The sequence below is a fragment of the Streptomyces sp. NPDC015139 genome, assembly GCF_043079785.1.
GTDB classification, from domain to species: Bacteria; Actinomycetota; Actinomycetes; order Streptomycetales; family Streptomycetaceae; genus Streptomyces; species Streptomyces albidocamelliae.
Genome location: NZ_JBIBUW010000004.1, coordinates 234,454 through 259,826, shown reverse-complemented (window position 1 = coordinate 259,826; position 25,373 = coordinate 234,454). Strand labels below are relative to the sequence as shown.

11 protein-coding genes are annotated in these 25,373 nt (G+C 71.0%); 9 read left to right on the top strand and 2 right to left on the bottom strand.

The features are described from left to right. The first annotated feature begins 340 nt into the window (after positions 1–340). A complete protein-coding gene (locus ACF08B_RS13445) occupies positions 341–4,138 on the top strand; it encodes a GH92 family glycosyl hydrolase (RefSeq protein ID WP_392317454.1) in 3,798 nt (1,265 codons plus the stop codon). An 80-nt stretch (positions 4,139–4,218) separates the two neighbouring features. Here the strand turns inward: ACF08B_RS13445 and ACF08B_RS13440 are convergent, their stop codons facing one another. Continuing rightward, positions 4,219–7,488, bottom strand: coding sequence for a GH92 family glycosyl hydrolase (locus ACF08B_RS13440; protein ID WP_392317453.1), 3,270 nt, complete (start codon positions 7,486–7,488; stop codon positions 4,219–4,221). 498 nt (positions 7,489–7,986) lie between these two features. Between ACF08B_RS13440 and ACF08B_RS13435 the strand changes: the two genes are divergently transcribed. Beyond that, positions 7,987–10,710: a SpoIIE family protein phosphatase gene (locus ACF08B_RS13435; protein WP_392317452.1), complete on the top strand. Its 2,724-nt coding sequence runs from the start codon at positions 7,987–7,989 to the stop codon at positions 10,708–10,710. 195 nt (positions 10,711–10,905) lie between these two features. Here the strand turns inward: ACF08B_RS13435 and acnA are convergent, their stop codons facing one another. Beyond that, the gene (gene acnA / locus ACF08B_RS13430; protein ID WP_392317451.1) at positions 10,906–13,623 is read right to left on the bottom strand and encodes an aconitate hydratase AcnA; all 2,718 of its coding nucleotides are present in this window, start codon (positions 13,621–13,623) and stop codon (positions 10,906–10,908) included. A 398-nt stretch (positions 13,624–14,021) separates the two neighbouring features. Between acnA and ACF08B_RS13425 the strand changes: the two genes are divergently transcribed. The 7 genes from ACF08B_RS13425 to sbnA all read left to right on the top strand — a co-directional run bounded on the left by ACF08B_RS13425 (position 14,022) and on the right by sbnA (position 25,248). Beyond that, a complete protein-coding gene (locus tag ACF08B_RS13425; protein ID WP_073897489.1) occupies positions 14,022–14,219 on the top strand; it encodes a DUF4236 domain-containing protein in 198 nt (65 codons plus the stop codon). 64 nt (positions 14,220–14,283) lie between these two features. Beyond that, positions 14,284–15,813 carry a UDP-N-acetylglucosamine 1-carboxyvinyltransferase gene (locus ACF08B_RS13420; protein ID WP_073897490.1) on the top strand — a complete coding sequence of 510 codons (1,530 nt, stop codon included), beginning with the start codon at positions 14,284–14,286 and terminating at the stop codon, positions 15,811–15,813. 384 nt (positions 15,814–16,197) lie between these two features. After that, a complete protein-coding gene (locus ACF08B_RS13415; RefSeq protein WP_392317450.1) occupies positions 16,198–18,789 on the top strand; it encodes a Pls/PosA family non-ribosomal peptide synthetase in 2,592 nt (863 codons plus the stop codon). A gap of 13 nt (positions 18,790–18,802) precedes the next feature. After that, positions 18,803–22,057 (top strand): amino acid adenylation domain-containing protein, encoded by a 3,255-nt coding sequence (locus ACF08B_RS13410; RefSeq protein ID WP_392317449.1) that lies wholly within the window; start codon positions 18,803–18,805, stop codon positions 22,055–22,057. Positions 22,058–22,111: 54 nt separating this feature from the next. After that, a complete protein-coding gene (locus ACF08B_RS13405; protein ID WP_392317448.1) occupies positions 22,112–23,116 on the top strand; it encodes a TauD/TfdA family dioxygenase in 1,005 nt (334 codons plus the stop codon). After that, a complete protein-coding gene (gene sbnB / locus ACF08B_RS13400; RefSeq protein WP_392317447.1) occupies positions 23,113–24,183 on the top strand; it encodes a 2,3-diaminopropionate biosynthesis protein SbnB in 1,071 nt (356 codons plus the stop codon). The genes ACF08B_RS13405 and sbnB overlap by 4 nt, the downstream gene beginning before the upstream one ends. 39 nt (positions 24,184–24,222) lie before the next feature. Next, the gene (gene sbnA, locus ACF08B_RS13395; protein ID WP_392317446.1) at positions 24,223–25,248 is read left to right on the top strand and encodes a 2,3-diaminopropionate biosynthesis protein SbnA; all 1,026 of its coding nucleotides are present in this window, start codon (positions 24,223–24,225) and stop codon (positions 25,246–25,248) included. Positions 25,249–25,373: the final 125 nt, after the last annotated feature.

Here is a 25,373-nt window from a genome sequence, read left to right as displayed (position 1 = left end):
ATCCTCCCCGGCACCGCTGTCGGGTCAAGCTGGGTGGTGCAGGAAGTACTTCATGCGTCTGGTACCGAGCGTGCATCTTGTACCGGGCGCCGACAGGTATAGTCCACTTCCGGCCGACGGAGCAAGATCGAATACAGGGTTCGCGGCCGGTCTTTTCCGAGTTGAGACCTCTTGGAAATATGAACGCCCTGTGGGCGACCTGGCGGAAAAAGTCGCGACATAAGTCCCTGAATGCCACGCCCAACACCCTTGACATCACCGGTCACTTGGCCACCTACTGGTTCCTGCGAACCGAATTGACAACGTTGTCCACCGCGGTCGCAGGAGGGGAAATCCGTAGATGCAGCGGAGAACTCGGCACAGATGGGGTCCGGCGGTCGTCCTCACGGCCGCCTTTGTCATGGCCGTCGGCGCACAGGGCGCGGCGGTCGCCCTGCCCGCCAAGGCTCCGGTCGCCGACCGGGAGTTCGCATCCTCGTTCGAGGCGGGCGACCCGGCACCGGACTGGCTGAACACCGTCGACACCTCGGCGGACGGCGGCAAGCGCGCCTCCGGCGTCGACGGCGGCTACAGCACGGGCATCCCGGGCAATGTGAGCGACCATGTCACCGAGGTCCGGGCGAGCGGCGAGAACACCGGCGCGGGTGAGGTGGCGGAGAACCTCGTCGACGGCGAACCCGGCACCAAGTGGCTGGCCTTCGAGCCGACCGGCTGGGTGGAGTTCGACCTCGACAAGCCCGTCAAGCTGGTGACGTACGCGCTCACCTCGGCCAACGACTTCGACGGGCGCGACCCGAAGGACTGGACCCTGCTGGGCTCCACCGACGGCAAGGACTGGAAGACCGTCGACACCCGCTCGGGCGAGAACTTCTCCGAGCGGTTCCAGACGAAGTCGTACGACCTGGCCGAGCCGGTCGAGTACCAGCACTTCCGGCTGGAGGTGACGAAGAACAACGGCGCGTCGGACATCCTGCAACTCGCCGACGTGCAGTTCTCCACCGGCGGTACGGGCGGGCCGGTGCCGCAGGACATGCTGACGCTCGTCGACAAGGGCCCGAACGGCTCCCCGACGGCCAAGGCGCGGGCCGGATTCACCGGGAAGCGCGCCCTGCGCTATGCCGGCCGGCACACGGCGGGCGGCCGGGCGTACTCGTACAACAAGATCTTCGACGTGAACGTGCGGGTCGGGCGGGACACCCGGCTGTCGTACCGCGTCTTCCCGTCGATGGCCGACGGCGACCGCGACTACGACGCCACGAACGTCTCCGTCGACCTGGTCTTCACCGACGGCACCTCGCTCAGCGGTCTGGGCGCGCAGGACGAGCACGGCTTCCCGCTGACACCGCGCGGGCAGGGCGGGTCCAGGACGCTGTACGTCAACCAGTGGAACGACGTGGCCTCCCGGATCGGCTCGGTCGCGGCCGGCAGGACGGTCGACCGGATCCTGGTGGCGTACGACTCCCCGGACGGCCCGGCGAAGTTCCGCGGCTGGGTGGACGACATCTCCCTGAAGGAGGCCGCCCCCGAGAAGCCGAAGGCGCACCTGGCGGACTACGCGCTGACCACCCGGGGCACCAACTCCAGCGGCAGCTTCTCACGCGGCAACAACTTCCCCGCGACGGCGCTCCCGCACGGCTTCAACTTCTGGACCCCGGTGACCAACGCGTCGTCGCTGAGCTGGCTGTACGAGTACGCGCGGGCGAACAACGACGACAACCTGCCCACCGTGCAGGCGTTCAGCGCGAGCCACGAGCCGAGCCCGTGGATGGGTGACCGGCAGACCTTCCAGCTGATGCCTTCGGTGGCGTCCGGCACCCCGGACACCGGCCGCGAGGCGCGAGAGCTGCCCTTCCGGCACGAGAACGAGACCGCACGCCCGTACTACTACGGGGTCCGGTTCGAGAACGGCCTCAAGGCGGAGATGACGCCGACCGACCACGCGGCGGTGCTGCGCTTCACGTATCCGGGCGACGACGCGAGCCTGGTGTTCGACAACGTCACCGAGCAGGCGGGCCTCACGCTCGACAAGGAGAGCGGGACCGTCACCGGCTACTCGGACGTGAAGTCGGGCCTGTCGACGGGCGCGACCCGGCTGTTCGTGTTCGGCCGGTTCGACAAGCCGGTCACGGACGGCACGTCGAGCGGGGTGAAGGGCTGGATGCGCTTCGACGCGGGCGCCGACCGCACGGTCACCCTGCGCCTCGCGACCTCGCTCATCAGCGTCGACCAGGCGAAGGACAACCTGCGCCAGGAGGTCGGCGGTGCCTCGTTCGACACCGTGAAGGGCCGTGCCCTGCGCGCCTGGGACAAGCTGCTCGGCAAGGTCGAGGTGGAGGGCGCCACCACCGACCAGCTGACCACGCTGTACTCCGGCCTCTACCGGCTCTACCTGTACCCGAACTCCGGCTTCGAGAAGGTCGACGGCGAGAACCGGTACGCCTCCCCGTTCTCGGCGATGCCGAACCCGGACACCCCGACGCACACCGGCGCGAAGATCGTCGACGGCAAGGTGTACGTCAACAACGGTTTCTGGGACACCTACCGGACCACGTGGCCGGCCTACTCGTTCCTGACGCCGTCCCAGGCCGGTGAGATGGTCGACGGGTTCGTGCAGCAGTACAAGGACGGCGGCTGGACCTCCCGGTGGTCCTCCCCCGGCTACGCCGACCTGATGACCGGCACCTCCTCGGACGTGGCGTTCGCCGACGCCTACGTCAAGGGCGTGAAGTTCGACGCGAAGGCGGCGTACGACGCGGCCGTGAAGAACGCGACCGTGGTCCCGCCGATGTCGGGCGTGGGCCGCAAGGGCATGACCACCTCGCCCTTCCTCGGCTACACCAGCACCGACACCCACGAGGGCCTGTCGTGGGCGATGGAGGGCTACGTCAACGACTACGGCATCGCCCGGATGGGCCAGGAGCTCTACCGCAGGACGGGCGAGAAGCGCTACCGGGAGGAGTCGGAGTACTTCCTCAACCGGGCCCGGGACTACGTGAAGCTGTACGACTCCAAGGCCGGCTTCTTCCAGGGGCGCGACGCCAAGGGCGGCTGGCGCGTGGACTCCGCGAAGTACGACCCGCGCGTGTGGGGCTACGACTACACGGAGACCAACGGCTGGGGCTACGCCTTCACCGCCCCGCAGGACAGCCGGGGCCTGGCCAACCTGTACGGCGGCCGGCAGGCTCTCGGGGACAAGCTCGACGAGTACTTCTCGACACCGGAGACGGCGTCCCCGGACTACGTCGGCTCCTACGGCGGTGTCATCCACGAGATGACCGAGGCGCGGGACGTCCGGATGGGCATGTACGGCCACTCCAACCAGGTCGCCCACCACGTCATCTACATGTACGACGCGGCCGGCGAGCCCTGGAAGACGCAGGCGAACGTGCGCGAGGCGCTGTCCCGGCTCTACACCGGCAGCGAGATCGGGCAGGGCTACCACGGCGACGAGGACAACGGCGAGCAGTCGGGCTGGTACCTCTTCTCCGCGCTCGGCTTCTACCCGCTGGTCATGGGCAGTGGTGAGTACTCCATCGGCTCCCCGCTGTTCAAGAAGGTCACCGTGCACCTGGAGAACGGCCGGGACCTGGTGGTCAAGGCGCCGAAGAACAGCGCGAAGAACGTGTACGTCCAGGGCGTGACGTTCGACGGCCGTCCCTGGAAATCCACCTCGCTCCCCCACTCCATGCTGTCCAAGGGCGGCGTGCTGGAGTTCCGCATGGGGGCCGAGCCGTCGACCTGGGGCACCGGCAAGGACGCGGCGCCGGTCTCCGTCACCCGGGACGACAAGGTGCCGGCCCCGCGCGCGGACGTCCTCAAGGGTGACGGTGCCCTGTTCGACGACACCTCGGCGACGAACGCGACGGTCACCTCGGTGGACCTGCCGGCCGGCGGTGCGGTGAAGCCGGTGCAGTACACGCTGACCTCGGCGGACCACGCCAAGGCGCCGACCGGCTGGACCCTTCAGGGCTCCACGGACGGCACGGACTGGAAGACCCTGGACCACCGCTCCGGCGAGACGTTCACGTGGGACCGCCAGACACGTGCCTTCACCGTCGCGGCGCCCGGCACCTACACGAAGTACCGGCTGGTCCTGGACGGCGAGTCGGCGCTGGCGGAGGTGGAGCTGCTGGCCTGACGCGGACGCGCGCGAACGGAAGAGGGGGGCGGACCCGGTCGGGTCCGCCCCCCTTGTTGTGCCCGCCGCCGTGCGGGTGATCAGCCGGTGGCGAGGGTGAACACGTGCAGGTCCGTGTTCTGCGGGAGCCGGACGCTCCTGATGGTCCGGCCGTCCGGTGCGGTGAAGGGCCTGGTGGCGAAGACGTACGTCGCCACCGGGTCCTTGTCGGCGCCGGCGACGTTGCGGTACGCCGCCTTGGCGACGACCTCGTTGCCGTACTGGACGGTGCCGCCCCCGCCGCCGACGGTCCAGTCGGTGAAGGACAGGTCGACGGTGCCGGTCGTGCCGTCGTCGTAGGTGACGGTCGCCTCGCCCCGCTGGTTGCCGTTGACCGCGCTGCCGATGAAGGACAACGACGTCGCCGCCCCGGTCGGTTCGAGGGTCTGGCCGGCCGCCGAGGCGTTGTCGGGGCGGCCGGCGGGCGAGTCGGGCCAGGTGAAGCCGAGACCGCCGGCCGTGCCCTTGCCGCCGGGGGTCAGGCCGGCCGCTTCGAGGGCCTGGCGGGAGTAGCTCCAGCCGCCGCCGTCGTAGTCGGCCTCGTCGTGGTCGCCCCGGTCGTCGGAGACGCCGGTGTTGTCGTAGGCGGCCAGGAGGGTGCCGGGGGCGGCCACGGTGAGCGAGACGGGCTGCCGGTACGAGGTGTCGCCCGAGGTCACCGTGACCTTGACGTCGGCGAAGCCCTGCTCGGCGTCCTTCGCCGCGGTGAGGGTGATCTCCTGGGCGCCGTCGGTCACCGTGCCCTCGGCGGGCGCGGCCGTGACGCCGGCCGGGGTCTCGACGCGGAAGCGCACGTCGGGACCGGTGCCGCCGGTCAGCGACAGGGCACGGATGCCGATCTTCGTGCTGTCGCCGGGGGCGAGGGTGGCGGCGGTGGGCCCGACGCCGATCTGGTACGGCTGCTCGCCCTCACGGAAGGACGGCGGCGGGCTGCCCGCGCCCCAGGCGTGGTTCGGGGAGGCGGAGAGGGTGTAGTCGAGGCGGCCGCCGTCCCGGACGAAGGACGCGGGCAGCCAGGGCCGGTCGCTGCTCCGGCCGTCGACCTTCAGGGACTGGACGTAGGGGGTGCCGGCCGCCGCGCCCGCGGCCCTGACGGAGATGTCGTTGCCCTCGGGCCGCTGGATCTCCACCCGCTCGAACAGGGGCGAGGCCAGGACCAGTTCGGCCCGGGAGGGGACCTGCGGGTACATGCCGAGCGCGGAGAAGACGTACCAGGCGGACATGGCGCCGAGGTCGTCGTTGCCGGGGATGCCGCCGGGCTGGGTGGACCACAGCTGCCGCATCGCCGCGCGGACGGTCTCCTGCGTCTTGTACGGTGCGCCCGCGTAGTCGTACAGGTAGGGCACGTTGATCGACGGCTCGTTGTCCAGCTCGGACTTGCTGCCGCCGTTGCCGGTGAAGGCCCAGCCGCCCTTGTCGTCGTGGAAGAAGTCGTCCAGCCGCGCGAGCGCCCTGTCCCTGCCGCCGAGCGCGGCGAACAGACCGGCCGGGTCGTGCGGGACCATCCAGGTGTACTGGGCGGCCGAGCCCTCGACGAAGCCGTTGCCGGTGTCGGGGGTGAATCCGGTGACCCAGCTGCCGTCGGCCTTGCGGTTGGCCACGTAACCGCCGCTCGGAGCGGCCGCGATGTTGACGTTGTTCTGCCACCACTGGGCGCGGCGGGCGAAGACGGCCCGGGTGTCCTTCTCCCCCGCGGCCGCGGCGAGCCGGGAGAGCGAGAAGTCCGCGGTCGACATCTCGAGGGTCTCGGCGGCGCCGCCCCAGGCGTTGGACACGCTCGGCATGTAGTGCAGGTCGAGGTACTTGTCGAGCGAGGGGCGCTGCCCCACGGAGAGCACCGGCTTGCCGGCCGCCGACAGGTCCTGCTCCGTCGGTACGGTCGCGGCCCGCACCAGGGAGTGCAGGGCACCCTCGAGATCGAAGTCGGTGCCGCCGAAGGCGTGGATGCCGGCCAGGGCGGTCGCCGAGGGGTCGCCGTTCATGACGTGGGCGCCGCTCGCGCCGTGCAGCCAGCGGTCCCAGACCCCGCCGTTCTGCCGGGCGAGTTCGTACAGCGACTGGGCGATGTCGGAGCCGGTGCGCGGGTCGAGCAGGGTGAGGAGCTGCACCTGGTCGCGGTAGACGTCCCAGCCGGAGAAGGTGCCGTACTGGGCGCGGTGGCCGCGGCCCACCCGGTGCTCATCGCCGTCGCTGCCCCGGTAGCGGCCGTCGGCGTCGCTGATGACGTTCGGGTGCAGCAGCGCGTGGTACAGCGCGGTGTAGAAGGTGGTGCGCTCGGCGTCCGTGCCGCCGCCGACCCGGACGGCGCCGAGTCGCTCGCGCCAGGCGCGGCGGGCCGCCTCCCGGACGGCGTCGAAGGAGCGGTGCGGCGGGTTCTCGGCGGCGAGGTTCGCCTCGGCGGCCGCCCGGCTGACGTAGGAGATGCCGACCTTGACGTTCACCGGTTTGTCGCCGGGTGCGAATTCGACGTAGCCGCCGGCTCCCTTGCCCGCGACGGGCCGCCCGCCCTGGGAGAAGCCGCCCGTGCCGCCGGACGCCCGGGTGCCGCCGGGGTCGAGCCGTCCGTCCTGCCAGGTGCCGGTGGTCTTGAAGGCGCGGTCGAAGCGGGCGGTGAAGTGCAGCGTGTAGTAGGAGCGGCGGCCCTCGGGGTCGAGGTAGCCGCAGAAGTTCCCGGAGGTGACGGAGCCGGAGATGGTCCGGGTGCCGGGGTCGATGGTGACCGTCGAGTCCTCGGAGCCGACCTCGGAGTTCGCGGTGCGCACCAGCAGCGAGGCGGGTCTGCCCGACGGGTAGGTGAAGCGGGCCGAGCCGGTGCGCGCGGTGGCGGTGAGGTCGGCGGTGACGCCGGAGGCGAGGCCCACCTTGTAGTGGCCGGGTTCGGCGGTCTCGTCGGCGTGGGTGAAGTCGGAGGCGTAGACGGCGTCCTTGGTGTCGCTCGCCGGGGAGGTGGTGACCTCACCGGCGTACGGGAAGAAGGGGATGTCGCCGCTGCCGCCCGCGCACCCGGTGCCGGACATGTGGGTGAGGCTGAAGCCGCGGACGCGGGTGGCGTCGTACTGGTAGCCGCCGGGCGCCGCGGTTCTGGTGGCGTCCCCGCGGGTGTTCTCCGGGCTCCAGGAGAGCATGCCGAACGGCACGACGGCGCCCGGGAAGACGTTCCCGCCGTTCCTGGTGCCGATCAGCGGATCGACGTACGGGGTGGGGTCCTTGACGAGGCCGGGGGGCGCGGCGGTGGCCGCCAGGGCGGGCGTTGCGGCGCCGCCGGTCGCGAGCAGCGCGGCCAGCAGCAGGGACATGGGTCTGAAACGCATGACGCGGCCCTCTCCTTACGGACGGGTCGCGCACCACAGGTCGCACAAGCCGCAGGGACAGTAACGTGCGCCACCGGTACCACGGAAGACCGCGTGCCCTTGCGCGGGCGCACGCCGGCGTCACCCGGTCGGGCTACCCAAGTGGGTTGACATCGTTGTCGGTTGAGGGGGTAAAGTCATGTACAGACCATGAGACAACGTTGTCGCGCACGACGTCGACACAAGCCACGCAGTACCCGCTCAGGTACCACCCCCCTCCGGGCAGGCGTTCACCCCCCTCACCTGCCCGGCTCGCGGACCCGGTGCGCCAAGCCACCGGGTCCGCCCGGAGCACCTCGTCGTGGACACCCGCGTTCGCGCGAACGCGCATGACATCGCGGCCTCCGGGTGACTCCCCGGAGTCGCGCGCTCCACGCACCGCGAGAATCGGGGTCGAAAGTGGTCCAGGTCATGGACCGGCCATAGCCATCCGGGAATCACCGGTGCTACAAATGCCGCATGTTGGATGCATGCGCCCGAATCAGGCGTCTTGCATGGCGCACCGTGATCGGCAGGAGCCCTCGAAGCGTCGCCGGACAGGTGTTCCTGCTACAGGTGGCGCTCGTCGTGCTGCTCGTGCTCTGCGCCGTCGTGGCTCTGGTACTGCAGTCGAGGCGGGACTCCACGACCGAGGCCAAACGCCGTTCGATCGCCGTCGCGGAGACCTTCGCCCACTCGCCCGGCGTCGTCCAGGCGCTCAACGCCCCCGACCCCTCCAAGGTCCTCCAGCCGCTCACCGAGGCGGGGCGCAAGAGCGCCGGCGTCGACTTCATCGTCGTCATGGACAAGAAGGGCATCCGCTACACCCACCCGATCCCGAGCAAGATCGGCCAACGGTTCGTCGGCCGGATCGGACCGTCGCTGAACGGGAAGATCTACACGGAGAGCGTGCACGGTCCGCTGGGCCACGAGGTGCAGGCCACCGTCCCCATCGACGACGCCCACGGCAAGGTGGTCGCCCTCGTCTCGGCCGGCCTGAAGGTCAAGAACGTCACCAGCGAGCTGGACAAGCAGCTGCCCATCATCCTGGCCGCGGGCGCGGGCGCGCTCGTGGTCTCGACGGGCGGCACGGCCCTGGTGGGCAGGAGGCTGCGGCGGCAGACGCACAGCCTGGCCCCGGACGAGATGACCCGCATGTACGAGCACCACGACACGGTGCTGCACTCGGTGCGGGAGGGCGTGCTCATCGTCGGCGACGACGGACGGCTGCTGCTCGCCAACGACGAGGCCCGGCGCCTGCTGGAGCTGCCGCCCGAGGCCGAGGGGCACGATGTGCGGGACCTGTCCGGCCTCGACCCCGCGACGGTCGAGCTGCTGGTCTCCGGGCGCGAGGCGACCGACGAGGTGCACTTCACCGGCGGCCGGCTGCTGGCGGTCAACCAGCGCCCCACGGGCGCCTCGGGAGGCCCCAGCGGCACCGTGGTGACCCTCCGCGACTCCACCGAGCTCCAGGCGGTGTCCGGCCGGGCGGAGGTCACCCGGGAACGGCTGGAGCTGCTGTACGACGCCGGTCTCGGCATAGGCACCACCCTCGACGTGGTGCGCACGGCCGACGAGCTGGCGCAGGTCGCCGTCCCCCGGTTCGCGGACTTCGTCACCGTGGACGTGGCCGACGCGGTGCTGCACGGCGAGGAGCCGGCCCCCACGGCCACGGACATGCGGCGCGTCGCCGTCGGCGGCATCCGGGACGACCACCCGCTGTACGAGAAGGGCCGGCTGATCGACTTCCTGCCCTCCACCCCGCAGGCGCGCGGCTACGACGCCGGGCACTCCGAGCTGGTCATCGACCTGTCGACCGCCGAGGGCTGGCACGCGCAGGACCCCGAGCGCACCCGGCAGATCCTGGACTACGGCATCCACTCGCTGATCGCCGCACCGATCCAGGCCCGGGGCGTGGTGCTCGGCATGGCCAACTTCTGGCGGGCCAAGCGGGAGCCCTTCGACGAGGAGGAGCTGTCACTGGCGGAGGAGCTGGTGGCCCGGGCCGCGGTCAGCATCGACAACGCCCGCCGGTACGCCCGTGAGCACGCCCTGGCGGTCACCCTCCAGCGCAGCCTGCTGCCGCGGGCCCTGCCCGAGCAGAGTGCCCTCGACGTCGGCTACCGCTACCTCCCCGCCCAGTCGGGCGTGAGCGGCGACTGGTTCGACGTGATCCCCCTCCCGGGCAGCCGGGTGGCGCTGGTCGTGGGCGACGTGGTCGGACACGGTCTGCACGCCGCCGCCACCATGGGCCGGCTGCGGACCGCGGTGCACAACTTCTCCACGCTGGACCTGCCGCCCGACGAGCTGCTCGGTCATCTCGACGACCTGGTAGGCCGCATCGACCAGGACGAGTCGTGCCCGGAGAACCCCGGCGAGATCGTCGGCGCCACCTGCCTGTACGCGATCTACGACCCGGTGACGCGCCGTTGCACCATGGCCCGGGCCGGCCACCTGGCGCCCGCGCTGGTCTCGCCGGACGGCAGCGTCGAGTTCCCCGACCTGCCGGCCGGCCCGCCGCTGGGCCTGGGCGGGCTGCCCTTCCTGACGGCCGAGCTGGAGCTGGCCGAGGGCAGCCAGCTGGTCCTGTACACCGACGGCCTGATCGAGGACCGCAGACGCGACCTGGACGAGGGCATGGAGCGGCTGCGCCGTGCCCTGGCGGGTCACCCCGGCCGCTCGCCGGAGGACAGCTGCGGGGCGGTGCTGGAGGAGCTGCTCCCCGAGCGCCCCGCGGACGACGTCGCCCTGCTCATCGCGCGGACCAGGGCGCTGCCGGCCGACCAGGTCGCCGACTGGGACGTGCCGCGCGATCCGGCCGCCGTGTCGGGGATGCGGCTCGCCGTCTCCGAGAAGCTCGCGGAGTGGGGCCTCGCCGAGCTGGGCTTCGGCATGGAGCTCGTGCTGAGCGAGCTGATCACGAACGCCATCCGCTACGGCTCCGATCCGGTCCGGGTACGGCTGATCCGCGACCGCACGCTGATCTGCGAGGTGGCCGACGGCAGCAGCACCTCCCCGCATCTGCGGTACGCGGCGACGACCGACGAGGGCGGCCGTGGCCTGTTCCTGGTCTCGCAGCTCACCGAGCGCTGGGGCACCCGGTACACCCCGCACGGCAAGGTGATCTGGGCCGAGCTGGCGCTCCCCGGCGCCTCCGGCCCGCCCCCTGATCCGCTGTCCATGTTCCCGGACCTCGAGGACTGACGCCGCGGCCGCACGGGGGGCGCCACGGCGCCCTGAGCCGCGTCCAGGGAGCTGCGGGCCGCCCGGGGATCAAGGGGGGCGGTACCCGTCGGCCGAGGCCGTACCGGCGCGCTGGGAGCCGGGAGCGCGCACGGCGGAGGGCCGCACCCCCGGGGTGGGGGTGCGGCCCTCCGGCGCGCTGTGTGCCTTGATCGACTACTTGCGGATCAGGCTGCGGAGCACGTACTGCATGATGCCGCCGTTGCGGTAGTAGTCGGCCTCACCGGGGGTGTCGATGCGGACGACCGCGTCGAACTCGACACCGGTGTCGGTGGTGACCTTGACCGTGCGCGGCGTGGTGCCGTTGTTGAGCTCCTCGACGCCGGTGAAGGAGAAGGTCTCCTCGCCGGTCAGACCGAGGGAGGCGGCGGACCGGCCCTCCGGGAACTGCAGCGGCAGGACGCCCATGCCGATGAGGTTCGAGCGGTGGATGCGCTCGTACGACTCGGCGATGACGGCCTTCACGCCGAGCAGCGCGGTGCCCTTGGCCGCCCAGTCGCGGGACGAGCCGGAGCCGTACTCCTTGCCGGCCAGGACGACCAGCGGGATGCCCTGCTCGATGTAGTTGCGCGAGGCGTCGTAGATGAACGACACCGGCGCGTCGGCCTGGGTGAAGTCGCGGGTGTAGCCGCCCTCGGTGCCCGGCGCGATCTGGTTGCGCAGGCGGATGTTGGCGAACGTGCCGCGGATCATGACCTCGTGGTTGCCGCGGCGCGAGCCGTAGCTGTTGAAGTCACGACGCTCCACACCGTGCTCGGTGAGGTACTTGCCGGCGGGGGTGTCGGCCTTGATGGCACCGGCCGGGGAGATGTGGTCGGTGGTGACCGAGTCGCCCAGCTTGGCGAGCACGCGGGCACCGGCGATGTCGCTGACCGGGGCCGGCTCCATCTCCATGCCCTCGAAGTACGGGGGCTTGCGGACGTAGGTCGACTCGGCGTCCCACTCGAAGGTGTTGCCGGTCGGGACCGGGAGCGCCTGCCACTGGGCGTCGCCCGCGAAGACGTCGCTGTAGGACTTCGAGAACATGTCCTCGCCGATGGCGTTGGCGACGACGTCGTTGACCTCGGCCTCGGAGGGCCAGATGTCCTTCAGGAAGACCGGGTTGCCGTCCTGGTCGGTGCCCAGGGCGTCACGGGTGACGTCGACCTTCATGGAGCCCGCGAGGGCGTAGGCGACGACCAGCGGCGGGGACGCCAGGTAGTTCATCTTGACGTCGGGGTTGATACGGCCCTCGAAGTTCCGGTTGCCGGAGAGGACCGAGGTGACCGCGAGGTCGTGGTCGTTGACGGCCTTGGAGACCTCGTCCGGCAGCGGGCCGGAGTTGCCGATGCAGGTGGTGCAGCCGTAGCCGACGAGGTTGAAGCCGACCTTGTCGAGGTAGGGGGTCAGGCCCGCCTTCTCGAAGTAGTCGGTGACGACCTTCGAACCCGGGGCGAGGGTGGTCTTGACCCACGGCTTGCGGGTCAGGCCCTTCTCGACCGCCTTCTTGGCGACCAGGGCGGCGGCGACCATGACGTACGGGTTGGAGGTGTTGGTGCAGGAGGTGATGGCCGCGACCGTCACCGCACCGTGGTCCAGCTCGTAGGTGGTGCCGTCGGGGGCGGTGACCTGCACCGGGTTGCTCGGCGCGCCGTTCGGGGCGACCGCCGGGGCGTCGGAGGCCGGGAAGGACTCCTGGCCCGCCTCGTCCACGACGTCGACGTAGTTGCGGACGTCGCTCTTGAACTGCTCGGCGGCGTTCGCGAGGACGATGCGGTCCTGCGGGCGCTTCGGGCCGGCGATGGAGGGGACGACCGTGGACAGGTCCAGCTCGAGCTTCTCGGAGAAGTCCGGCTCGGCCTTCGGGTCCAGCCAGAGGCCCTGCTCCTTGGCGTAGGCCTCGACGAGCGCGACCTGCTGCTGCGAACGACCGGTCAGGCGCAGGTAGTTCAGGGTCTCGTCGTCGATCGGGAAGATCGCGGCGGTGGAGCCGAACTCCGGCGACATGTTGCCGATGGTGGCGCGGTTGGCGAGCGATGTGGCGGCGACGCCCTCGCCGTAGAACTCGACGAACTTGCCGACCACACCGTGCTTGCGGAGCATCTCGGTGATGGTGAGCACGAGGTCGGTGGCGGTGGTGCCGGGCCGCAGCTCACCGGTGAGCTTGAAGCCGACGACGCGCGGGATCAGCATGGAGACCGGCTGGCCGAGCATGGCGGCCTCGGCCTCGATGCCGCCGACGCCCCAGCCGAGCACGCCGAGGCCGTTGACCATGGTGGTGTGCGAGTCGGTGCCGACCAGCGTGTCGGGGTAGGCCTGGCCACCCCGGACCATGACCGTGCGCGCCAGGTGCTCGATGTTCACCTGGTGGACGATGCCGGTGCCGGGCGGGACGACCTTGAACTCGTCGAAGGCGGTCTGGCCCCAGCGCAGGAACTGGTAGCGCTCCTTGTTGCGGCCGTACTCCAGCTCGACGTTCTGCTTGAAGGCGTCGTTGGTGCCGAACTTGTCGGCGATGACGGAGTGGTCGATGACCAGCTCGGCCGGCGCCAGCGGGTTGATCTTGGCGGGGTCGCCGCCGAGCTCCTTCACGGCCTCACGCATGGTCGCGAGGTCCACGACGCAGGGCACGCCGGTGAAGTCCTGCATGATCACGCGGGCCGGCGTGAACTGGATCTCCTGGCTGGGCTGGGCCTGCGAGTCCCAGCCGCCGAGGGCACGGATGTGGTCGGCGGTGATGTTCGCGCCGTCCTCCGTGCGGAGCAGGTTCTCGAGCAGGACCTTGAGGCTGTACGGCAGGCGGGCCGAGCCCTCCACCTTGTCCAGCCGGAAGATCTCGTACGACTCGTCGCCCACCTGCAGCGTGCTGCGGGCGTCGAAGCTGTTCGCCGACACGACAGTCTCCTTCATTGATGTGCGCGTACCACCGTCAATCCTGCCGCCACGCCGGCTTGGCCGGTCCGCTAAGGTAAGGCTAAGTTAGGTAACCCTTACTGCGGTGGCGGCTGCGGTGCGCCTCGGCAGATATCTCGATGTCGAGATAACTCTAGTACATGGCCGCTGGATGGTCATGCCCGGACCGGCCCCGGCATGCCGACATCCGGTGGCGTAGGCCACACACGGGGACCGACGACCGGCACATGGGTGACAAACCCCCTCGGCACGCCGCGCCCCTCGCCGATCCGCCTCCCCGCGCGGCGCCCGCCGGACCGTCCACGCGGCGCCCATCAGTGCGCGCGCACGGGGTATCCGATCCGAGCGGCACCCAGATCCGACAACCAGAGGAGGCGGTCATGCCGCTCACCTTCCGCAAGAGCTTCCGGATCCTCCCCGGGGTCCGGCTGAACATCAACCGGCACTCCTGGTCCATCACGACCGGCGGCGGGAACGGCCCGCGCCACACCCGCAGCAGCACCGGACGACGTACGACATCGGTGGATTTGCCCGGACCTTTCGGATGGCGTCGAACCCGTACGACCAGGGGACGTTGACATGCCGTCACCCGAATGGACCCCCCAACGGGTGCCATCTCATATCTGAGATAACCTCAAGCCCATGGCAGACGACTACCTCGTACGCATCGGCAAGCTCATCCGTGACGCCCGGCAACACCGTGGCTGGACGCAGGCCCAGCTCGCGGAGGCGCTCGGTACCAGCCAGAGCGCGGTCAACCGCATCGAGCGCGGGAACCAGAACATCAGCCTTGAGATGATCGCCCGAATCGGTGAGGCCCTGGACAGCGAGATCGTGTCGCTGGGCTACGCGGGTCCGATGCATCTGCGAGTCGTCGGCGGCCGCCGCCTGTCCGGCGCCATCGACGTGAAGACCAGCAAGAACGCCTGCGTCGCCCTGCTGTGCGGCTCGCTGCTGAACAAGGGCCGCACGGTGCTGCGCCGGGTCGCGCGGATCGAGGAGGTGTACCGCCTTCTGGAGGTACTGAACTCCATCGGCGTGCGCACCCGCTGGATCAACGACGGCGTCGACCTGGAACTGGTGCCGCCCGCCGAGCTGGACATGACCGCGATCGACGCGGACGCGGCGGTGCGGACCCGGTCCATCATCATGTTCCTCGGCCCGCTGCTGCACCGCATGGACCACTTCAAGCTGCCCTACGCCGGCGGCTGCGACCTGGGCACGCGGACCATCGAGCCGCACATGATCGCGCTGCGCCGGTTCGGCCTCGACATCGCGGCCACCGAGGGCCAGTACCACGCCCAGGTGGACCGCAAGGTCCGCCCCGACCGGCCGATCGTGCTGACCGAGCGCGGCGACACGGTGACCGAGAACGCGCTGCTGGCCGCCGCCCGGCACGACGGCGTGACCGTCATCCGCAACGCCTCCTCCAACTACATGGTCCAGGACCTCTGCTTCTTCCTGGAGGCGCTCGGCGTCAGGGTCGAGGGCATCGGCACCACGACGCTCACCGTGCACGGCGTGCCGAACATCGACGTCGACGTCGACTACTCCCCCTCCGAGGACCCGGTCGAGGCGATGAGCCTGCTGGCCGCCGCCGTGGTGACCGAGTCGGAGCTGACGGTGCGGCGGGTGCCGATCGAGTTCCTGGAGATCGAGCTCGCGGTCCTGGAGGAGATGGGCCTCGACCACGACCGCAGCGCCGAGTACTTCGCGGACAACGGCCGTACGCGGCTGATCGACCTCACGGTCCGGCCCTCCAAGCTGGAGGCACCGATCGACAAGATCCACCCGATGCCGTTCCCGGGCCTGAACATCGACAACGTCCCGTTCTTCGCGGCCATCGCGGCGGTCGCCTCGGGCCAGACCCTCATCCACGACTGGGTCTACGACAACCGCGCGATCTACCTGACCGATCTCAACCGCCTCGGCGGCCGGCTCCAGCTCCTGGACCCGCACCGGGTGCTGGTCGAGGGCCCGACCCGCTGGCGCGCCGCCGAGATGATGTGCCCGCCGGCCCTGCGTCCCGCGGTGGTCGTCCTGCTGGCGATGATGGCGGCCGAGGGCACGTCGGTGCTGCGCAACGTCTATGTCATCAACCGCGGCTACGAGGACCTCGCCGAGCGCCTGAACTCGGTCGGCGCGCAGATCGAGATCTTCCGGGACATCTGACCCGCCTCCGAACCCGGTACACACCCCCGCACCCCCTCTCCCCCGCACCAGCGGGGCGTCAGGGGGTGCTTCGGTGTGTGCGGAAATTTTTCGGGCGCGGCGAATTGCGGCAGCGCCGAAACGCCCCCTCGGCCGACGGACCCACCGCCCACTCGCCGACCACCGGCCTGACCCGCACGAATGGCCGCCGTTCGAGTGAAACGAAGGGCGTCCTCATCCTGTGCGGGGCCTATGAATACGGACTCGTAGGGGATTTTCCGCGGGTACGGCGCGCTGCCCTAAGTGGCAACCTCCTGTCTGCCTGGCCAGACTGAACGTGGCGGTACGTGATCGGAGCAAACCGTCCACTCGGGGCCATTGGCGATCCACATGTCAGGAGATCGAATGGTGGAGCAGTCCTCCGAGGTCCCCATATCCGGAACGGGTAAACCTGCTGTCGCCATGAGCGACCGGGCACCGGCCGGAACGGACACCGAGAAGGAACTCGCGGCGGCGCTGGCCGAGCTGACAGGCGCCGACCGGGTAGCGCTCGACAGCGACTTCTTCACCGACCTCGGCGCGAATTCCCTGGTCATGGCCCAGTTCTGCGCACGGGTGCGCAAGCGGGCGGACCTGCCCTCCCCCTCCATGCGGGACATCTACCGGCATCCCACGATCCGCCGGCTGGCCGCGGCACTCGTCGAGGCCGCGCCTGCCGACACCGGGCCCGCCGCCCCCGCGGCGCCCGTCCTGGTGCCGGTGGCGGCGGCGGTGGCGGTCACCCCGGTGGGCCGGTTCGGCCATTTCCTCTGCGGGACTTTCCAGCTCGCGGTTTTCCTCGTGTACTCCCTGGTCTCCGGATTTGTCACGGCGTACGGATACGAGTGGATCGCGGCGGGATCGGGTGCGGGCGGCATCTATCTGCGGGCGCTTCTGTTCGGAAGCGTCGGGTTCGTCGCTCTGTGTGCATTCCCGGTCGCAGCGAAATGGATTCTGGTCGGCCGGTGGAAAGAACGTGAATTTCCCGTCTGGGGCCCGGCTTATGCGCGCTTGTGGCTGGTCAGGGTGCTGCTGCACGCGAATCCGATGGTGCTTCTCGTCGGGACGCCGCTGTATGTGCTGTATCTGCGGGCCCTCGGCGCACGGATCGGCAAGGGGGTCACGATCCTCTCCCGCTCCGTCCCGGTCTGCACCGACCTGCTGACCATCGGCGCCGGCACGCTGATCCGCAAGGACTCCTTCCTCCTCGGCTACCGGGCGGAGGCGGGGCGCATCCAGACCGGCCCGATCACGCTCGGCCGCGACGTGTTCGTCGGCGAGAAGACCGTCCTGGACATCGGCACCACGATGGGCGACGGCGCGCAGCTCGGCCACTCCTCGTCGCTGCACCGCGGACAGGTGATCCCCGACGGCGAGCGCTGGCACGGCTCCCCGGCGGAGCCGACGCCGATCGACCACGTGCGGGTGGCGCCGGCCGACTGCAGCACCGCGCGCCGGTTCCGGTACGGCCTGGGCACGCTGGTGCAGCTGCTCTTCGTGTACGTACCGCTGACCCTCGGCGGGGTGTACATGCTCTTCACCGAGGTGCCGGCGATCGGCAAGCGGCTCGACCCGCAGACGGCGGCCCTCTCGCGCCCGGAGCTGATCTCCGACGCGCTGGTCCTCTCCCTCGCCGGCTTCTGCGGATTCCTGGTGCTGGGCGTGGTCGTCCTGTGCACGGTCCCGCGTCTGCTGGGGCTGATCGTCAAGCCCGACCGGGTCTATCCGCTCTACGGCCTGCACTACGCGCTGCACCGGGCCACGGCCCGCATGACGAACATCAAGTTCTTCGGCTGGCTCTTCGGTGACAGCTCGTACATCGTGAACTATCTGCGCGGCCTCGGATACGACCTGTCCCACGTCGAGCAGACCGGGTCGAACTTCGGCACCGAGGTGCAGCACGAGACCCCGCTGCTGGTGTCCGTCGGCACCGGCACGATGGTGGCCGACGGGCTCTCGGTGGTGAACGCGGAGTACTCCGCCACGTCCTTCCGGCTGTCCCGGGTGTCCATCGGGGCACGGAACTTCCTGGGCAACAACATCGCCTATCCCGTGGGCGGCAGGACGGGCGAGAACTGCCTCCTGGCGACCAAGGTGCTGATCCCCCTCGACGGTGAGGTCCGCGAGGGCGTGGGGCTGCTCGGTTCGCCGTGCTTCGAGATCCCGCGCTCGGTGGAGCGCGACGCCCGGTTCGACCACCTGCGCACGGGCGACGAACTGCGCAGCCGTCTGCGCGCGAAGAACCGCTACAACCTCCGCTCGATGGCCCTGATGCTCACCGTGCGCTGGCTGCACGTCTTCCTGCTCACCCTGCTGGCCCTCGCCTCCGTGGACCTGTACGGCGTGGTCGGGCACGTGGTGATCGGCAGCTACCTGGCGCTGACGCTGGCCCTGTCCACCGCGTACTACGTGCTGGTGGAGCGCTGCCTGACGTCGTTCCGCGCCCTGCGGCCCCAGCTGTGCTCCATCTACGACCGGGTCTTCTGGCAGCACGAGCGGGTGTGGAAGGTCCCGAACCAGTTCCTCAACCTGTTCAACGGAACCCCTTACAAGAGCCTCGTGTGGCGGCTGATGGGCGTGCGCATGGGCCGGAGGGTGTTCGACGACGGCTGCTACATCACCGAGCGCACGCTGACCACCATCGGCGACGAGTGCACCCTCAACATGGGGTGCAAGATCCAGTGCCACTCGCAGGAGGACGGCACCTTCAAGTCGGCCACCTCCGCGCTCGGCGCCCGCACCACGCTCGGCGTCTCCGCCCATGTGCACTACGGCGTGACCCTGGGCGAGGGCTCGGTGCTGGTGGCCGACTCCTTCCTGATGAAGGGCGAGGAAGTGCCCCCGGACGCGCGGTGGGGTGGCAATCCGGCCGTGGAGCTGCCCGGGACCGCCGTCCGGTCCGGCAGCCCGGACCGGACCCTGGCGACGACCAACGCCTCTGCTACGACCACCAGGTGAGGAAGGCCATTCGATGGACACGCGCGTGGAAGCGGACCGTGGGTTCTGGAGCCGGGTGCTGACCGCCGGCGGCACCACCGCGGTGCCCCGGTGGGTGGGGTGCCCGGAGCCGGGAGCGGCCGAGCAGGAGGCGGCGGTCCCGGACGACGTGGCCGACGCGGTACGCGCTCTGGTACGGCGGTCGGGCGTGCCGATCAGCGCGCTCCTGCTGGCGGCGCACGCCAAGGTGCTGGCCGCCCTGTCCGGTGAGCAGGACGTGGTGACCGGGTACGGCGCCGGAGTGCGGGGCGAGCCGCTGCCGTGCCGTCTGTCCGTCACCCCGGGGTCCTGGTTCGCGCTGGTGTCGGCGGCGGAGCGGGCCGAGGCGGAACTGCTGGCACACCGGGAGTTCCCGATCGCCCCGCTGCGGGCGGAGCTGGGGGTGACCGAGCCGTCGTACGAGGTGGTGTTCGGTCCCCTGGGAGCCGAGGAGCCGCACGTCGGCGAGGGTGTGCTGCACGTGCGCTGGTCGGACCTGGGCGGGCGGCTGAAGCTGCGCCTGCGGTACCGCACGGACGTGCTGGACGCCGAGAGCGCGGCCCGGATCGGGGGCTACCACCTCAAGGCGCTGCGGCTGATGGTGTCCGGCCCGGACGCGTCCCACGACCGGCAGAGCCTGCTCTCGGACGACGAGGTGCGCGAGCAGCTGGACGGACTGGCCGGTCCGCACAGGCCCCTGCCGGACGCCCGGGCCCACGAACTGTTCGAACGGCGTGCGCGGGCGCATCCGCAGGCCGTCGCGGCGGTGCAGGGCGAGCGCGAGTGGACGTACGGGGAGCTCGACGCGCGGGCCAACCGGCTGGCGCGGGCGCTGCTGGCGCGCGGCCTGGGCCGGGAGGACGTGGTGGCCGTCGTCACCGAACGCAACCTGGACTGGCTGGCGGCGACGCTGGCCGTGTTCAAGGCGGGCGGCGCGTACCTGCCGATCGAGCCGCACTTCCCGGCCGGCCGTATCGCGGCGACGCTCGAACGGGCAGGGTGCCGGCTGGTGCTGACCGAGTCCGGCAGCACCGGAACGCTCGACCAGGCACTGGCCGGCCTGCCCGCGACCGAGAAGCTGCTGGTCGAGACGGCGTACGCGGAACCGCACGACGACAGTGCCCCCGGCGTGCGGGTCGACGCCGACCAGCTGGCGTACATCTACTTCACCTCCGGCTCCACCGGCGAGCCGAAGGGCGCGATGTGCGAGCACGCGGGCCTGCTCAACCACCTGCACGCCAAGATCGACGACCTGGGCATCGGCGAGGGTTCCGTGGTGGCGCAGACGGCGCCGCAGTGCTTCGACATCTCGCTCTGGCAGCTGGTCTCCGCGCTGCTGGTCGGCGGGCGGACCCTGCTGGTCGGCCAGGACGTCGTCGTGGACGTGGAGCGGTTCGTCGACACGCTGGAGCACGGGCGGGTCGGGGTGGCGCAGGTCGTGCCCTCCTACCTGGAGGTCGTGGTCTCGTACCTGGAGCAGCACCCGCGGGCCCTGCCGGACCTGCGGTGCGTGTCGGTGACCGGTGAGGCGCTGAAACGGGAGCTGGTCCAGCGCTGGTTCGCGATCCAGCCGGGGATCCGGCTGCTCAACGCCTACGGGCTCACGGAGACCTCGGACGACACCAACCACGAGGTCCTGGACGGCGTGCCCGAGCGGGTGCTCCTCGGGCGGGCGGTCAACAACGTGCGGGTGTACGTGGTGGACGAGCGGCTGTCCCTGGTGCCGCTGGGTGCTCCCGGACTGATCGCGTTCTCCGGTGTCTGCGTGGGCCGCGGGTACGTCAACGACCCCGAACGCACCCGTGAGGCCTACCGCACGGACCCGTTCCGGCCCGGGGAGCGGCTCTACCTGGGCGGTGACTGGGGCCGCTGGCACCCGGGCGGGAAGCTGGAGTTCCTGGGCCGCCGGGACAACCAGGTCAAGATCCGCGGCTTCCGGATCGAGATCGGCGAGATCGAGAACACCCTGCTGCGGGTGGACGGGGTGCGCGACGGCGCGGTCGTCGTCGCCGAGCGGGCCGGCGGGAGCAAGCATCTGATCGCCTTCTACAGCGGCACGCGTCAGCGGCCGGACGCCCTGAGCGCGGAACTCGCCGCGGTGCTGCCCGCCTACATGGTCCCGTCGGCCTTCCACTGGCAGGACGGCCTCCCGCTGACCGCCAACGGCAAGATCGACCGCAAGGCGCTGACCGCGCTGGCCGAGCAGGCGGCACCGGACGCCGAGGACGCGGCGGGAGCGGACGAGCTGAGCCCGGCCGAGCGGAGGCTGGCGGCCGCCTGGGCGGAGCTGCTGGGCGTGCCCGAGCACCGGATCCGCCGGACGGACCACTTCTTCGACTCCGGCGGCACCTCCCTGACGGCCGTCAAGCTCACCCTCGCGCTGGACCGGGCGGTGTCCCTGAAGGACATCACCCGGCACCCGGTCCTCGCCGACCTGGCCGCTCTCCTCGACGCCTCCGACACGGGCCGGCGCCGGGAGTTGCTCCAGCCCGTGTCGGAGGCGGACGGCACCCCCGAGAGCGCGCTGGTGTGCTTCCCCTACGCGGGCGGCAACGCGGTCAACTACCAGCCGATGGCCCGGGAGCTGGCGGGCCGCGGCCCGGCGGTGTTCGCGGTGGACCTGCCCGGTCACGACCTGGCCGGCTCGCCCGAGCCGTTCGCGTCGATCGCGCAGGTGGCCGAGCGGGTCGCCGAGGAGATCGCGGCACGCGGCCTGACCCGGGTCATGCTGTGGGGCCACTCCTCGGGCACCGCGCCGGCCCTGGAGACGGCCCGGCTGCTGCGGGAGCGGGGCGTGCGGGTGACACGGGTGTTCCTGGCCGCGCAGCTGCTCGGCACCGCGGCCGAACGCGACACCGCCGTCGCCGCGCTGAGCGGCCGGAGCGACGCGGAGATCGCGGCCGGGCTGGCCGCGGACGGCGGCCACCCGGAACTCGCCGAGCTCAACGAGCGGCACGCCGCGCACATCGGCGCCGCCTACCGGCACGACTGCCTGCAGGCGCACCGCTACTTCCGGGCGGTCCTCGACACCCCGCCGCCGGTGAAGCTGTCCGCTCCGGTCTCGGTGGTCGTCGCCGCCGACGACCCGTACACCGCCGGCCACGTCCACCGGTACCGGGACTGGCTGCTCGTGGCCGAGCACGTCGAACTGCACGAGCTGCCCGACGGAGGACACCACTTCCTGCGCACCCGTCCGGCCGAGGCGGCACAGGCCGTCGTGAGCACCGCTCTGCCGCTGGCCTCCACCTGATCCCCGTCCGATCCCCCTGGACCGACCGGGCGGGCGACCGAAAGGAAAACCGAGATGACGTCCTCATCCCTGGCAGCACCGCTAGAGGTGGAGCTGCGGCCGGACAAACCCCCGATCCTGCACGTCGATCCGCCGGGTGACGCGCCGGGCTGGGCGGCCGCGCACCGGGAGGCGCTGCGGGCGCAGGTCACCGAGCACGGGGCGCTCCTCGTCCGCGGCCTCGGACTGCGGGACACGGACCGGATCGGCGCCGTCCTCACCCGTCTGTCCGGCGGGCTCATGACGGAGCGGGAGGCGTTCGCGCCCCGCGAGGCCCACGGCCCCGGGCTGTACTCCTCCACCACCTGGCCGGCGAACCAGCCGATGTGCATGCACCACGAGCTGAGCTACACCCTGGAGGTGCCCGGCCTGATGCTGTTCGCCTGTCCGACCGCGCCCGAGCAGGGCGGGGCGACGGCGGTGGCGGACGCGGAGCAGGTCCTCAAGGCGCTGCCCGCCGGTCTGACGGACCGGTTCGAGCGTGAGGGCTGGATGCTGACCCGCAGCTACAACGACGAGATCGGGGCCTCCCTGGAGGAGTCGTTCGGCACCGCCGACCGCACCGAGATCGAGCACTACTGCCGGGCCAACGCCATCGACTTCAGCTGGCAGGCCGACGGTTCGCTGCGCACGCGGCAGCGCCGCAGCGCCGTCGTGCAGCACCCGCTCACGGGCCGCCGCTGCTGGTTCAACCAGATCGCCTTCCTCAACGAGTGGACGCTGGCTCCCGAGGTGCGCGAGTACCTGGTCGACGAGTACGGCGAGGACGGTCTGCCGTTCAACACCCGCTACGGGGACGGCAGCCCGATCGGCGAGGACGTGGTGGAGCAGCTCAACAGCACCTACGAGGCGCACACCCGGCGCGAGCCCTGGACTTCCGGTGACCTGCTGCTCGTGGACAACATCCGCACCGCGCACAGCCGGGAGCCCTTCACCGGGGACCGGCAGGTGCTGGTCGGCATGGGTGAGCCGCGGCGGCTGGCCGACGGCTGCCCGACCCCGGAGGCGAGCGAGCGATGACCGATCTGCTGTCGACCGCCGCCCACCGGGCCGTGCCCGGGGGCCCCTCGGTGCCGACGTTCGCCGTGATCTCCGGTGAGCAGGTGCAGCAGGCCCTCGGCGGGCGCGAGAAGGAGCTCGTGGAGCTGGTCGAGGCCACCTACCGGCTGCACGGCGCGGGGGACTCGGTCAACCCGCCGTCGTACTTCCTGCGGTTCCCCGACCGGCCCAGCTCGCGGATCATCGCGCTGCCCGCCTCCATCGGCGGGTCGGTCCGGGTGGACGGCATGAAGTGGATCTCCAGCTTCCCGGAGAACGTGGACAGCGGACTGCCACGGGCCTCCGCGGTGCTGATCCTCAACGACCACGACACGGGCTATCCGTTCGCCTGCCTGGAGAGCTCCATCATCAGCGCGACCAGGACGGCGGCGTCGGCGGCCCTGGCGGCCGACGTGCTCAGCCGCAACCGGACCCGGCCCCGCCGGGTGGGCTTCTTCGGCACGGGTCTGATCGCCCGGTACATCCACACCTTCCTGGCCGGCACGGGCTGGTCCTTCGACGCGATCGGCGTGCACGACGTGTCCGCCGACAGCGCCGCCGGCTTCCGCGGCTATCTGGAGCAGGCGGGTGTGACCGGCGAGGTCACCGTGCACGAGAGCGCCGAGGACCTCGTACGCGGCAGCGACCTGGTGGTCTTCGCCACCGTCGCCGGCCGGCCGCACGTCACCACGCCGGCCTGGTTCGCCCACAACCCCGTGGTCCTGCACGTGTCCCTGCGCGACCTCGCCCCGGAGGTCCTGCTCGGCGCCGCCAACTTCGTCGACGACGTCGAGCACTGCCTGAAGGCGGACACGTCCCCCCACCTCGTGGAACAGCGCACCGGGAACCGCGACTTCCTGAACGGGACCCTGTGCGACGTGATGCTGGGGCGCGCCGCGCCTCCGGCCGACCGGCCGGTGATCTTCTCGCCCTTCGGGCTCGGCGTCCTCGACCTCGCCGTGGGCAAGTTCGTCTACGACGAAGTGGGACGGGCGGGAAACCTCCGCGTCATCGACGACTTCTTCCACGACCTGCGCCGGTACGGCTGAGGCCGTCCACGTCCTTCGTCCGGCACCAGGAGGCCCGCAGTGCCTGTCATTTCCGCTCCCTACGCCTTCAACGAGGGGCATCTCTTCGTCGACCTCGAGTCGACCTGCGGATACCCGCTCTACCTGAAGTGCGAGGGCTTCAACTTCGCCGGCTCCATCAAGCTGAAGGCCGCGAACGAGATGGTGGAGAGCGCCGAGCGTGACGGAATCCTGACGTCGGACTCCATCCTCGTCGAGTCCTCGTCCGGAAACCTGGGCGTCGCGCTCAGCATGATCGCCGCGAGCAAGGGTTACCGGTTCCTCTGTGTGACCGACTCCCGCTGCAACCTGTCGACCCGGCTGCTGATGGAGGCGCTCGGCAGCGAGGTGCACGTCGTGGCCGACCAGGACTCCAACGGCGGGTTCCTCGGGATGCGCATCGAGTACGTCCGTGCGCTGTGCGCCTCCGACTCCCGCTACGTCTGGCTGAGCCAGTACACCAACGCGGGCAACTGGCGGGCGCACTACCGCACCACGGCCCCGGAGATCGCCGCCGAGTTCCCGGAGCTGGACGTCGTGTTCGTCGGGGCGGGCACCACCGGGACCCTGATGGGCTGCGCCCGGTGGTTCCGGGAGTGGCACCGTCCGGTGCACGTCGTCGCCGTGGACGCGGTGGGCTCGGTGGCCTTCGGTGGCGAGCCGGGGCCCCGGATGATCCCCGGTCTGGGGATGAGCATGCGCCCGCCGCTGCTGGACGAGTCCTTCGTGGACGAGGTGGTCCGGGTCGAGGAGGCGGACACCATCCGGATGTGCCACCGGATGGCCCGGCGGGGCTTCCTGTTCGGCGGCTCCACGGGGACGGTGGTCAGCGGCGCGGCGGACTGGCTGGCGCGGCACGACACCCGCGGGCTCACCGCGGTGGCCATCGCGCCGGACCTCGGCGAGCGCTATCTGGACACCGTCTACCAGACCAACTGGCTGCAGGATCTGTACGGCGCCCACGTGCTGGACTCCATCGAGATGGGCGCCCACGCCCGGGAGCCGAAGCCCGCGTCCCGGGCCCCGGGGCGGCGGCGCAGACGGTAGCCGCGCGTGCCGGGTGCGGGCCCGGGCCGGCGGGCGGGGGTGCCGGAGGGGCCGAGGGGGGCCAGGGCCGGCGAGGGCCGGCCGGGGCGGGGCACGGACCCGGGCGGGGCGGTGGGGGCGCCGGG